Origin of the sequence: uncultured Eubacterium sp. (genome assembly GCF_934525195.1) — a bacterium.
Classification (GTDB): Bacteria; Bacillota; Clostridia; order Oscillospirales; family Acutalibacteraceae; genus Eubacterium_R.
Genome location: NZ_CAKSZA010000003.1, coordinates 13,906 through 26,973, shown reverse-complemented (window position 1 = coordinate 26,973; position 13,068 = coordinate 13,906). Strand labels below are relative to the sequence as shown.

General features: G+C 41.0%; 10 protein-coding genes. 5 read left to right on the top strand and 5 right to left on the bottom strand.

Annotated features, from left to right (window positions below; translation table 11 throughout):
• Positions 1 to 124: 124 nt before the first annotated feature.
• Positions 125 to 1,348, top strand: a complete 1,224-nt coding sequence (locus Q0E03_RS03735; protein ID WP_294835952.1) for a permease — start codon at positions 125 to 127, stop codon at positions 1,346 to 1,348.
• Positions 1,349 to 1,415: 67 nt separating this feature from the next.
• Here Q0E03_RS03735 and Q0E03_RS03730 read toward each other — a convergent pair whose 3' ends face one another.
• A complete protein-coding gene (locus tag Q0E03_RS03730; RefSeq protein WP_297129674.1) occupies positions 1,416 to 2,330 on the bottom strand; it encodes an NAD(P)/FAD-dependent oxidoreductase in 915 nt (304 codons plus the stop codon).
• 105 nt (positions 2,331 to 2,435) lie between these two features.
• On the opposite strand from Q0E03_RS03730, the gene Q0E03_RS03725 reads away from it, so the two are divergent.
• Complete coding sequence (locus Q0E03_RS03725) at positions 2,436 to 3,917, top strand: fibronectin type III domain-containing protein (protein WP_297129673.1); 1,482 nt, start codon at positions 2,436 to 2,438, stop codon at positions 3,915 to 3,917.
• Between the two features lie 102 nt (positions 3,918 to 4,019).
• On the opposite strand, the gene Q0E03_RS03720 is transcribed toward Q0E03_RS03725, so the two are convergent.
• Together Q0E03_RS03720 and glmU are read right to left on the bottom strand one after the other, a co-directional pair.
• The gene (locus tag Q0E03_RS03720) at positions 4,020 to 4,892 is read right to left on the bottom strand and encodes a VanW family protein (protein WP_297129672.1); all 873 of its coding nucleotides are present in this window, start codon (positions 4,890 to 4,892) and stop codon (positions 4,020 to 4,022) included.
• Positions 4,893 to 4,908: 16 nt separating this feature from the next.
• Positions 4,909 to 6,297, bottom strand: coding sequence for a bifunctional UDP-N-acetylglucosamine diphosphorylase/glucosamine-1-phosphate N-acetyltransferase GlmU (gene glmU / locus Q0E03_RS03715; RefSeq protein WP_294835943.1), 1,389 nt, complete (start codon positions 6,295 to 6,297; stop codon positions 4,909 to 4,911).
• 231 nt (positions 6,298 to 6,528) lie between these two features.
• Between glmU and ppdK the strand changes: the two genes are divergently transcribed.
• Positions 6,529 to 9,171, top strand: a complete 2,643-nt coding sequence (ppdK, locus tag Q0E03_RS03710) for a pyruvate, phosphate dikinase (RefSeq protein WP_297129670.1) — start codon at positions 6,529 to 6,531, stop codon at positions 9,169 to 9,171.
• A 285-nt stretch (positions 9,172 to 9,456) separates the two neighbouring features.
• On the opposite strand, the gene Q0E03_RS03705 is transcribed toward ppdK, so the two are convergent.
• The gene (locus tag Q0E03_RS03705; RefSeq protein WP_297129668.1) at positions 9,457 to 10,494 is read right to left on the bottom strand and encodes a type II TA system antitoxin MqsA family protein; all 1,038 of its coding nucleotides are present in this window, start codon (positions 10,492 to 10,494) and stop codon (positions 9,457 to 9,459) included.
• Between the two features lie 21 nt (positions 10,495 to 10,515).
• On the bottom strand, positions 10,516 to 10,845 hold the full coding sequence (locus Q0E03_RS03700) for a hypothetical protein (protein ID WP_297129666.1): 330 nt from the start codon (positions 10,843 to 10,845) through the stop codon (positions 10,516 to 10,518).
• A gap of 466 nt (positions 10,846 to 11,311) precedes the next feature.
• On the opposite strand from Q0E03_RS03700, the gene Q0E03_RS03695 reads away from it, so the two are divergent.
• Complete coding sequence (locus Q0E03_RS03695) at positions 11,312 to 12,148, top strand: ParA family protein (protein ID WP_297129664.1); 837 nt, start codon at positions 11,312 to 11,314, stop codon at positions 12,146 to 12,148.
• The gene (locus Q0E03_RS03690; protein WP_297129662.1) at positions 12,102 to 13,040 is read left to right on the top strand and encodes a ParB/RepB/Spo0J family partition protein; all 939 of its coding nucleotides are present in this window, start codon (positions 12,102 to 12,104) and stop codon (positions 13,038 to 13,040) included. Before Q0E03_RS03695 ends, Q0E03_RS03690 begins: the two co-directional genes overlap by 47 nt.
• Positions 13,041 to 13,068 lie beyond the last annotated feature (28 nt).

Here is a 13,068-nt window from a genome sequence, read left to right as displayed (position 1 = left end):
GAAAACGAAATTCAGAACCTTTCTCAACAGTCTAATTAATACCTGTACTATTATATGTCAGAGGTTTAGCAACAAAATGTCGTAGCTTGTGTGCGACTTATGATTTAATTTACAAGGAGAAATTATGGATTTCGGTATTGTGTCCGTTACGGGCGTAGCGTTTTTAACCTTTAGTGTGCTGGCTATTGCGGCAGTTGGCTACACTCTCGGCAGAATTACCATCAAGGGAGTAAATCTCGGCACAGCAGGCGTTTTCATCGTTGCCTTGCTGTTCGGTGCTTTTTTGTTCCCTGTTCTTGACGACCAGCTTATGGTAGGCGATGAGGCGGTTTCGTTTACCAAAGAAGCTCTTAAAATTGTAGAAAATCTCGGACTTATTTTCTTCGTCACTTCGGTCGGCTTCATCGCAGGACCAAAGTTTTTCAGAAATATGAAAAAGAATTTTAAGTCCTATGTTCTTTTGGGAATTGTGATTATTGCTTCCGCTTCGCTTATGTGCGCACTTTGTGTGCTCATCGGCGGCAAGTTCACATCTGTTGACCACGAAACTTTCAAGTCAACCATGGTCGGCTTGTTTGCGGGTGCGTTGACTTCAACCCCGGCGTTCTCCGCTTCAAAAGAGGCGGTTGCCGAAATGGGCGCTCACTATGAGGACGCTGTTTCGGCAGGCTATGCAATAGCTTATCTTTTTGGTGTAATCGGCGTTGTTCTTTTCGTTCAGATTATTCCGAAAATCACAAAGGCAGATATGGCAGAGGAACTCAAAAAAATCTCTGTTGAGGCAAGCGAGTCATCAAAAAAGAAAGATGACAAAAAAATTATTTTGCTTGACGAACTCGGATTTACTCCGTTTTCACTCGCAGCAATTTTGGGCGTTATGCTCGGCTCAATCAAGTTCAAGGGCTTTTCGCTCACCACAACGGGCGGTTGCATTTTGGTTGCTCTCGTGTTTGGCCACTTCGGCAGAATCGGCAAAATCAGCATTATGCCCGAACAGTCGGTTCTCCGCACATCAAGAGAGCTTGGCTTGATGATGTTCCTCATCGGTGCAGGTGTATCGGGCGGTGCAAAATTCGTGCAGTATTTTGAGCCTGTCTATTTCCTCTACGGTGCGTTGCTTACACTCGTTCCGATGGTCATCGGCTATGTGTTTGCAAAATTCGTTCTTAAAATGCCGCTTCTCAACAACCTCGGCTCAATCACCGGCGGCATGACAAGTACCCCGGCGCTCGGCACGCTCATCAGCGTTGCAGGCTCGGAGGATGTTGCTTCGGCTTATGCGGCAACTTATCCTGTTGCCCTCATCAGCGTAGTAATCGCATCAAAATTGATTATTATGTTCTGCTGATAAATAAAACAAAACGCTTCGTTCCACATCTGCGGACGAAGCGTTTTTGATTTGGTTGTATAAATGTTTAAGACTGATTGTTCTGCGCACTCAAGTATTTTACGGCGCTGTGGGCGGCAATGTTTCCCTCGCCGACCGCCTTTGCAATTTGGTACGGAGTGCCTGTGCAGTCGCCTGCGGCAAAGCATCCGTCAATGCTCGTTTTCATATTTTTGTCCACAATAATACTGCCGTTTTGCACCTCAAGTTTGTTCAGCAGAACATCCGCAGAAACAGCCTGTTTGATGAAAAATACGCCGTCAACATCAAGCTTTGAACCGTCTGCAAGCTCAATGCCCGACACCTTGCCGTCACCGATAACCGCAGTAATTCTTGATTTAAGATGCGTAACATTCTCCTTGTCAATTTTCGATGTGAACTTGTGCGAATAGTAGACCTCGTTTGCAAGGTCGCTCAAATATTCAACTTCTTCCTCGCCGTCTGCATTGTCGCAGAACACGGCGATTTTTTTGTCTTTGTACAACATTCCGTCACAGGTTGCGCAGTAGCTCACGCCCCTGCCGAGAAGATCTCGTTCATTCGGCAACGGCTTGATTGTTTCCGCACCGAGGCAGAGAATGACAGACCTCGCTTCAAACATTTTGCGGTTTGCAAGCAGGGTGAATTTGCCTTTCATATTATATATGCCCGTGATTCGTTCCTCGGTGATTTCAATCCCCATCGAGTCGAGGTGTTCACGCATTTTTGCATTCAGCTCTTTGCCTGAAATATTCGGAAAACCCGGATAGTTGTTGATTTTTTCCGATATTTCCACCTTGTGCGAAAGCTCGTTTTGACCGAACAGCACAATGGATTTGTTCCTGATTTTGCAGTTGATTGCAGATGAAATTCCGGCAGGTCCACTGCCGATGATTGCAACATCAAACATAGCGTCACTTCCTTTATAATATGTATTATACCACATCTTGCGCTCAATTTCCATTGATAACAAAATTTAGTGTGTTGCGTTTTTTTACAATCTGTGATAATATATAGGCATAAAGTTACAAATTGTAATAATTTGAATGTGCTACACAGGAGGTACAAAATGAAAAAGTTTATTTCGCTTGTGCTGTCGGCTGTAATGTTTGTTTCAAGCGTCGCTGTCGGCACGGTTGCTCAGGCAGGAACAGTTGAAGATAATTTGAGAGCACAGGGCTTCCCTGAATCATATATTGAGGATTTGGCAAGCTTGCAAAAGGCTCACCCGAATTGGAAATTTGTTGCGTTTAAAACAGGTCTTGATTTTGATGACGCTGTCAAAGGCGAATTGTCGGGAACACCTACAACGGAGGAAAATCTCAGAGCTTATCTCGACCCTCGCAATTGGCTTAATGAAAAATATGTTTTTCAGTTTGAAAGCATCAGAAAGAGCGACGCCGTTCAGTCTGTTTCAAGTGTAAACGCTATTCTCAAAAACACTTGGATGGCAAACAGCAAGATAAATTATTTTGACACTCAAGGTGTCAGCAAAACGGTCACAGAAGTGAATACATATGCCGATGCAATGATTAAGGCTTCAAACGACACGAATTTGAGTGCAAACTATATCGCTGCAAAAATCCGTCAGGAAAACGGCGGAGCAACATATTCCGCAACTGCTGTTTGCGGAACAAGAGCACCGTTTCAGGGCATTTTCAACTATTTTAATATCGGTGCTTACACAACCGCTATGGACGGTCTTGCTTGGGCGGCAGGATTTTTAAAGGCAAACAAGGACACCGTGCTTTTTGACGCTCCAAACGCTTCTGCCAATCCGATTGTTACCGTTTCAAGCGGTCAGCGAATGGTATATATCAAAGAGGACGGCGACTATTACAGAGTTACTCTTTATAACGAACTTCCAAACGGCAAGTATGACGATAAGGAAATCGGCTACATTCTCAAATCGGATGTAAACACAACCTATATGGGCAATTACGGCAGACCGTGGACAGACCCTAACAAGGCTATTTATTACGGTGCAAAGTACATTGCAAACGGCTATCTTACATATCAGTTCACAATGTATTTGCAAAAGTACAATGTCAATGCTCAGTCTGGCAGTTTGTACAGACACGAGTATATGACAAATGTCAGCGGTGCGGCAAGTGAGGGCTATCATCTTTACAGCGGATATGCAAATGCAGGACTTCTCAACAGTGCTCACACATTCTACATTCCTGTTTTCAACAATATGCCGAATGATGATTCCGCAACAACAACTGCTCCGACAACCACAACAAAGAACTACACCCCGGCAAAGGTTAAACTCACAAGCCTTACTGCACAGAGCGGTCACAAGATTAAGGCAAAATGGAACAAGTGCTCAACTTCTGCAACAGGCTACCAAATTTATTGGGCAAAGGACAAGAAGTTCAAGAAAGTTGTTGCAAAGACAACCACAAAAGGCAGGTCAAAGGTTACCTACACAGGCAAAAACTTCACCAAGGGCAGAAAGTATTATGTAAGAATCAGAGCCTACAAAAAGGCAGGCGGCAAAACATATTACGGTCCGTGGTCAAACATCAAAGCAAAGACTTCTAAATAATATACATTATATGCCTCCCCTTGTTGCAAGGGGAGGTGTCTGCATTTTATATGCAGACGGAGGGGTTAAAAAAACCGTAAGCGTTTTCGCTTACGGTTTTTCTTATGACTTTTTAGTTGTGGTTTTTTTGTCTTTTTTGTCTTTCTTGTTCTTGTCACTCTTTTTGGTTGTGGTCGGTTTCGGCTTGCTGTATTTGCTGATGGTTCGGTAGTTTTGCTTGCCGTCAACCGTTCTTGTCAGGATGTATTGCTCGCCGTCTTTTTTGATGTTGATTTTCACATTGTTCGGCTTCACATCTTTCTTGCCGTAGAGCTTGCAAGTGAGCTTTCCGCCCTCGCAAGTCATCTTTATTCTGACATCACAGCCAAGATTGTTTTTGAACTTGAAGTCCTTGCTGTTCCATTGCACCGTGGCATCTCCGCCGAGCGGAACATATCCGATTTCAAGCGAATGATTTGTTCTGTACACAATTTCAACATTTGCACGGAGCACGCACTCAAACAGGGTGGAGCTGACTTGACAAACACCGCCGCCGAGTCCGTCAACAAATTCGCCGCCGTTGATGACCTTTGCGGTTTCGTAGCCTGCCGTGATTGTTCGCTTGCCGACCGTTTGGTTGAACGAGAACACCGCATCGTCAGGAATTTTGATGTTGTTCAGCTTGCCGACTGCCGCCTTGAGGTTTGCCGTTCTTGTTTCGTCACTCGAACGGTAATAAGAAGTGTATGTTGCAAGCTCATACGGATAGTCGCCCTCGCTGTCTTTCGACAAGCCGGGATAAACTTTCATAGTGTTGCTTTCTCTGAATGTTGTTTCCAAATCCTCCGTTGTGGTAGGTTTGGTTGTAGTCGTGGTTGTTGTTTCGCTCGTTTCCTCCTCTTTGCCACCGTCTGCCGTACAGCCTGTAACTGTGCAGACAATCACGGTGATCACAAGCAAAACCGCAAGAATTTTTCTGTTTCTTTTATTTTTCATCACAAAGTGCCTTTGATTATTTCTGATTTTTGTATGGCTTTTTCTCGGCTACCCAGCCCTCTTTGTTCACTTGTCTTGCTCTTGCAATAGAAAGTGCTTCGTCAGGGATGTTGTCGGTGATTGTTGAGCCTGCCGCAATGTATGCCATTTCGCCCACCTTAACGGGAGCGATAAGGTTTGTGTTGCAACCGATGAACGCTCCGTCACCGATTTCGCATCTTGATTTAACCTTGCCGTCATAGTTGCAGGTTACTGTGCCACAGCCGAAGTTTACATTGCTTCCCACATCGCTGTCGCCGATGTAGGTGAGGTGAGCACTCTTTGTGCCCTCGCCGACAACAGAATTTTTAACTTCAACAAAGTTGCCGATGTGCACGCCCTTTTTGAGCACGCTGTTTGCCCTTACCTTAACAAACGGACCGCAGTCAACACCGTCCTCGATTGCCGAATCGGTGATTTTGCAGTTGTCAAGAACAACATCGTTGCCGATGTTTGAGTTGTCAATCCATGTGTTCGGACCGATAACGCAGTTGTCACCGATTACAGTGTTGCCGATGATGATTGTGTTTGGCAAAATTCTTGTTGATGAGCCGATTTTTACATCCTTGCCAATCATAACACCGTCTGTGCAAGGAATGTCAACACCGTTTGTCATATGGTTGTCGTTGATGTTTCTTCTCATAATGTTGTTGAGAATGTTGAGCTGTTTTCTGTCGTTTGCGCCTAAAACGGTTTCGTTGTTCTCGCAGATGTATGCGCCTGCGTTCTCGCCCTTTTTGATGAGGATTTCAAGGCTGTCGGTGAGATAGTATTCGTTTTGTGCGTTTTCGTTTGTAATGTGGTCAAGCGCATAGAGAAGTTCGCTTCCCTTGAACCAATATGTTCCCGCATTTGATTCGTTGATTTTTTTCTGCTCCTCGTTTGCGTCCTTGTGCTCAATGATACGCTCAAGCACGCCGTTTTCGTCACGCTTGATGTGACCGATTCCGTTTGTGTCCTCAACAATTGCAGAAATGAGGGTGATTGCGTTGCCGTTTTCCTTGTGGTATTCGTATGCCTTGTTCATTGTTTCGGCATCCATAAGCGGACCGTCACCGTTAAGAATCAAAATGTCGTCATCCTTGTGGGCAGAGATGAATTCTCTTGCCTGCATAACAGCATGTCCCGTGCCGAGCTGTGGCTCTTGAAGCGCTGTTTTGATGTTGCTGTCGTAGTTTGCAAGCCAGCCCTCAACAATGTCGTGCCTGTATCCCGTGATAACGCAGACATCTTCAGCGCCTGCCTCCTTTACGGCGTCAACAACATATTTAATCATCGGTTCAAATATAACTTCGCACATAACCTTTGGTGCGTCCGTTTTCATTCTTGTTCCCTTGCCGCCTGCAAGTATGATTGCACATTTCATATAGTTTATCCTCTTTCGATAGTAATAATAATTATCAGTTGGCTATATTATGCACCTTTTCCACCGAATTTTCAACCGTTTTATAGTATATTTATAATTATTCCTTAAATATTCAAAAAAATGTTTGAAATTGCTGTTGTTCTATGTTATACTTTTATCGGATTATTCTGCGTTGTCGTATTTTCCGCAGAATAAACAACAATGTATTTAATATTTTAGGAGGTAACTCAAATGTCAAACAAATGGGTATACATGTTTGAAGAAGGCGACATGACCATGCGTAATTTGCTTGGTGGTAAGGGTGCAAACCTTGCAGAGATGACCAAGATCGGTCTTCCTGTACCACAGGGCTTCACTGTTACAACAGAGGCTTGTACACAGTATTACGAAGATGGTCGTAAAATTAATGACGAAATCATGGCTCAGGTTATGGACGGCGTTAAGAAGATGGAAGAAATCAACGGCAAGAAGTTCGGTGATAAGCAAAATCCTCTCCTCGTTTCTGTTCGTTCAGGTGCAAGAGCATCAATGCCTGGTATGATGGATACTATCCTCAACCTTGGTCTTAACGACGAAGTAGTTGCAACAATGATCGCAGGCAACGATGACCCTGCTTTCGAGCGTTTCGTATATGACTCATACAGAAGATTCATCCAGATGTTCTCTGATGTAGTTATGGAAGTTGGTAAGAAGTATTTTGAACAACTTATCGACAAGATGAAGGAAGAAAAAGGCGTTCAGTATGACGTAGAACTTACTGCTGCTGACCTTAAGGAACTTGCAACACAGTTCAAGGCTGAGTACAAGAAGCAACTCGGTTCAGACTTCCCTTCAGACCCTGTTGAACAGCTCAAGCTTGCTATCGAAGCTGTATTCCGTTCATGGGACAACCCTCGTGCAAATGTTTATCGTAGAGATAACGATATTCCATATTCATGGGGTACTGCAGTTAACGTAATGCCTATGGTATTCGGTAACCTTAACAATCAATCAGGTACAGGTGTTGCTTTCACTCGTGACCCTGCAACCGGTGAAAATAAGTTGATGGGTGAATTCCTTATCAACGCACAGGGCGAGGACGTAGTTGCCGGTGTTCGTACACCAATGCCAATCGCTCAGATGGAAAAAGAATTCCCTGAAGCATACGCTGAGTTCATCAAGGTTTGCGAAACTCTTGAGAATCACTACCATGATATGCAGGATATGGAATTCACAGTAGAAAACAAGAAGCTCTATATGCTTCAGTGTCGTAACGGTAAGAGAACAGCTCCTGCTGCTCTTAAGATCGCTTGCGATCTCGTTGACGAAGGCCACAAGACTCCTGCAGAAGCAGTTGCTATGATTGACCCTCGTAACCTCGACACACTTCTCCACCCACAGTTTGACGCTGCTGCTCTCAAGGCTGCTACTCCAATGGGTAAGGGTCTCGGCGCTTCTCCTGGTGCTGCTTGCGGTAAGGTTGTATTCACAGCTGAAGATGCAGAAGTTTGGAACGAAAGAGGCGAAAAGGTTATCCTTGTTCGTCTTGAGACTTCACCTGAAGACATCACAGGTATGAAAGCTGCTCAGGGTATCCTCACAGTTCGTGGCGGTATGACATCTCACGCTGCCGTTGTTGCTCGTGGTATGGGTACTTGCTGTGTATCAGGTTGCGGCGACATCAACATGGATGAAGAAAACAAGAAGTTCACACTTGGTGGCAAGGAATTCCACGAAGGTGATTACATTTCAATCGACGGCTCAACAGGTAATATCTATGATGGTATTATCGAAACAGCCGATGCTCAAATCGCAGGCGAATTCGGCAGAATTATGGCTTGGGCTGACGAGTTCAGAAAGCTTAAGGTTCGCACAAACGCTGATACTCCTGCTGACGCTAAGAAGGCAAGAGAGCTTGGCGCTGAGGGTATCGGTCTTTGCCGTACAGAGCATATGTTCTTTGAAGAAGACAGAATCGCTGCATTCAGAGAAATGATTTGCTCAGACACAGTAGAAGAAAGAGAAGCTGCTCTTGAGAAGATTCTCCCTTATCAGCAAGGCGACTTCGAGGCTCTTTATGAAGCACTTGAGGGTTGTCCTGTAACAATCAGATTCTTGGACCCACCTCTTCACGAGTTCGTTCCTACAGAAGAAGCTGACATCGAAAAGCTTGCAAAGGCTCAGGGCAAGTCTGTAGAAGACATTAAGGCTATCATCGCATCTCTTCACGAGTTCAACCCAATGATGGGTCACCGTGGCCTCCGTCTTGCAGTTACATATCCTGAAATTGCAAAGATGCAAACAAAGGCTGTTATCCGTGCAGCTATCAATGTTCAGAAGGCTCATCCTGATTGGACAGTAGCTCCTGAAATTATGATTCCTCTTGCTTGTGACGCTAAGGAACTCAAGTATGTTAAGGATATCGTTGTTGCAACTGCAGATGCAGAAATCGCAGCAGCAGGCGTAGAAATGAAGTACGAAGTTGGTACAATGATTGAGATTCCTCGTGCAGCTCTTACAGCAGCTGACATCGCTAAGGAAGCTGAGTTCTTCTGCTTCGGTACAAACGACCTTACTCAGATGACATACGGTTTCAGCCGTGATGACGCAGGTAAGTTCCTCAACGCTTACTATGACAAGAAGATCTTTGAAAGCGACCCATTCGCAAGACTCGACACAACAGGTGTTGGTCAGCTTATGGAAATGGCAGTTAAAAACGGTAAGGCAACTCGTCCATCACTCCACTGCGGTATCTGCGGTGAGCACGGCGGCGACCCAACATCAGTTGAATTCTGCCACAAGATTGGTCTTGACTATGTTTCATGCTCACCATTCCGTGTGCCTATCGCTCGCCTTGCAGCAGCTCAGGCTGCTATTGCAGAAATGGAGGACTAATCTTACTTTTAGTTTTAAGATTGGTTTTGAGCAGGCAAAAGCCTTTAGACACGCAACAAATCAATATCTTCGTCCATATCAATGGAAAGATATAACCGTAAGCGTGGTAATATGAAATTAGCAGGTATGTTATTGAAAAATAGCATACCTGCTTTTATATTTGCTCTTTATATAGATAATAAAGAATTGAGGCGTGGAATATGGTTGAATACTTTGTTATCCAATATCACAAGTACAACCATTTTGGAATAAAATTATAAAAAGAGGAGCAAATGCTCCTCTTTTCTAGTTGTTTAAATCTTTTGCCCATTCGTATGAAATAATATCTCCAAAATTAGTATGAATGTATGCTTTTTCTTTATGCATATATTCAGCAATTTCAGCACCACTATACTGTATGAATTTATCTTTTACCAATTCTAATACTTTTAATTCCTCATCGGTGAATTTATAGTTTAAATTTTTATTATCATATATTCTTGTAAGAAAGTTTTCAGAGCTTTGATCATACTCTTCTTCAGTATAGACATTATATAATCCGATAATTTCATGATGTCCAATAGGTAGTGCTCCATATTGTTTGTGTGTGTATACTAATCCCGTCATAGAGACTCCATAATTATTATAGAAAATCATGTCGGTATACCACAGTAGTTTCATCAACCTGACTTTGTACAAATATTTAATTTTACTAGCAAAATAAGATATTATTGCTTCAAGTATGTCAATATCTAATGTTTTATTTCCGTTATCAAGTGACGGAGAATCATATTTAGAATATATAGTCCTTAACAATTCTCTGCTTGAAGCTTCTTTACCTTCAGTCTCGACAATGTTTAAAAAGCAATCATTCAATTCGGAATACTTTTTGTAATCAAATAGTTCTTTATGTGATTTTAAACATTCAAAAGCATATCTAGGATTATCTCTAAATAATCTCATTTGTTCGTCATGGCATTTGTCTTGAATTTGTTTAGTTTCGTATCTTGTTATTGTTATTTCGCCACAATCTAATAATAAAGCAAATTCGGATTGTGTAAGACCATATTTGCTTCTAATATCTTTAATGTCATATGATGTCAAAAGTCCGGTTTTTACTCTATACGCATCTTTTGCAGCTAAAAGATTACTGTCCATAATTTTTGAATCAGAAAATTCGCATTCAGCTTCATCAGCATTTGGACAAAAATACACTTTCTTCATGTATTTTATTTCTTCACCTTTTATAGTTGCTATACATTCTTTTTCGTTAATAATTATTTCATGTTCACAATCGCAAATAGGACAATATTTTTTTATTCTTACTTTATCATTTCTTTTCATTCAAATCAGTCCTTTCGATATTCAATTTGCGTAAGGGTAATTCATTTTATATTCAGAGTAATGGAAAGAAACACAAATAATGTAATTTTTTGTTTTTTCTCTGATTTTTAATTTTATATAAACTTCTTTGCCGTTAATTAATTTCCCAAAAACAAGGAGAAGTGGTGGATCGCTATTGTTTTTATCCATCAGTGTTTCTGAATAATTATCTAATTTCAAAGAAAGTAATGTGTCAATTATATCATTAGTATCGTATTCCAAATCAAGCAAAGTATTAGTGCTCTTTTCACTTTCAGTAAATTTCAATTGACTAGTTTTGTCGAAATTGGCATCACAAATTGTTTTATTCAATTTATGTAACTCGTCTTTTATATATTTTTTATCTGACTTTAAACTATGTAATTTAGCTATATGAAATCACTTCCTTTTTGCTATCTTTTTTCAATTTTATTATAAACTATCAATTGATAGTTGTCAAGCGAAATCTTAACCGTAGTACGTATTTTTGGTGTTATTTGAAATGTTTTATGAAAAAATTTATATCACTATAGATAATCTTAATTATATTATATTTTGAATAGTTTATTGAAACAGTAGTATGATAGACATTCTATTGTTGATAATAGTTTCAATATCACATTTATTAAAATATGAATTATGTTAATTTGAAAACATAAGCTTTTCTCATTGATTTTCCTTTACCAAAATTGTAATAATTTTAAATCAATATTTATTAACAACCAAACATCTGTATATAGTTAAAAGCCTGTCGGTTAAAATCGGCAGGCTTTTTTGTATATATAGAACTAAAACGGAGGTGTTTTTAACGAAACAAACAAAAATAATTGCAATATGCAATCAAAAAGGCGGCGTAGGAAAAACTACAACCGCCTTAAATCTTGGAGTCGGTCTTGCAAATGAGGGTAAGAAAGTTTTGCTTATCGACTGTGACCCACAAGGTGATTTGACAACAGCTTTGGGTTGGAGAGATACAGACGAACTTTCGGTTACTCTTGCAGACAAACTCGTCGAGTATATCGAAGAAAGAAACAAGAATCCCACAAACGGTATTCTTCACCATAAAGAGAATATTGATTTGCTTCCGGCTAACCTTGATTTGTCGGCACTTGAACTTAGCTTGGTCAACACAATGAGCCGTGAAACTGTGCTGAAAGGTTATGTAAATTCAATCAAAACTGCGTATGATTATGTGGTTATAGACTGTATGCCGTCTTTGAGTGTTCTTACAGTTAATGCCTTGGTTGCTGCCGATTCGGTTATCATTCCTGTGCAGTCGCAATTTCTTGCAGCTAAAGGTATGACACAACTTGTTAAAACCATAGACAAGGTTAAAAGACAAATTAACCCATCGCTTAAAATTGACGGTATCTTGCTTACACTTGTAGATGGCAGAACTAATCTTTCTAAAAGTACAAAGGAAGCTATCGTAAATGACTACGGCAAATATCTTAAAATTTTTGATACGCAGATACCTATGGGTATTAAAGCGGCTGAAACTGCAATAAGCGGTAAATCAATATTCGCTTATGATAAAAACAGTAAGGTCGCAAAAGCGTATGAGGACTTTACAAAGGAGGTGTTGAAACTTGAGCGAAAAGAGAAAAACAGATTTCAGTCTGAACAGGCTCGATGATTTATTTACATCACAAAGCGAACGAGAAAACGGACTTACTCCGACTATAAAAGATATTCCGCTTGAAAAACTTGTACCATTTCCGAATCATCCATTTAAAGTGCGTGACGATGAAGAAATGAATAAACTTGTTGAAAGTGTTTCTGAAAATGGAGTGTTGGTTCCTGCCATTGTTCGTGAGAAAAATAACGGTGATTATGAAATTATCTCAGGACACAGACGAAAATTTGCAAGTGAGATAGCCGGTAAAAGCACATTGCGTTGTATCGTTTCAAATTTGGACGATGACGCCGCAACCGTTATTATGGTTGACAGCAATATCCAAAGAGAAAACATTTTGCCTAGCGAAAAGGCGTTTGCATACAAAATGAAATTGGATGCGATGAATAGACAAGGTAAAAGAAACGATTTAACTTTATGCCAAGTTGGCACAAAGTTAAATTCTGCTCAAATAATTGCAGAAAACACAGGCGAAAGTACAAGACAAGTCTTTAGATATATTCGCCTTACCTATCTTATCCCCGAACTGTTGCAAATGGTTGACGAGGGTAAAATGAAAATGTTACCGGCTGTTGAAATATCATTTCTTGATAAGGAATGTCAGCAAGATTTGTTGGAAGCAATAGAAAGCGAATGTTGTACTCCGTCTCACGCACAGGCTATTCGTATGCACAAGATGTTTAATGACGGAGAACTAAACAGCGATACTATTCTTGAGGTTATGTGTGAATTGAAACCAAATCAACAGGAAAGGCTCATAATTCCACATAAGACGCTTGAAAAGTATATTCCAAAATCTGTTGCACCTGAGAAAAGGCAAGATTATATATGCAAGGCTTTGGAGCATTACGGTAAACATTTGCAAAGAATGAGGGATAGAGAAAGCAGGTAATGTAATTACAAATTTTTTCTATCCCTTT

Coding starts and splice junctions, on each gene's coding strand:
- Q0E03_RS03730 (WP_297129674.1), bottom strand. CDS start 2,330: ATGGAAATTGAGCGCAAGATGTGGTATAATACATATTATAAAGGAAGT.
- Q0E03_RS03725 (WP_297129673.1), top strand. CDS start 2,436: ATGAAAAAGTTTATTTCGCTTGTGCTGTCGGCTGTAATGTTTGTTTCA.
- ppdK (WP_297129670.1), top strand. CDS start 6,529: ATGTCAAACAAATGGGTATACATGTTTGAAGAAGGCGACATGACCATG.
- glmU (WP_294835943.1), bottom strand. CDS start 6,297: ATGAAATGTGCAATCATACTTGCAGGCGGCAAGGGAACAAGAATGAAA.
- Q0E03_RS03705 (WP_297129668.1), bottom strand. CDS start 10,494: ATGAAAAGAAATGATAAAGTAAGAATAAAAAAATATTGTCCTATTTGC.
- Q0E03_RS03720 (WP_297129672.1), bottom strand. CDS start 4,892: ATGAAAAATAAAAGAAACAGAAAAATTCTTGCGGTTTTGCTTGTGATC.
- Q0E03_RS03735 (WP_294835952.1), top strand. CDS start 125: ATGGATTTCGGTATTGTGTCCGTTACGGGCGTAGCGTTTTTAACCTTT.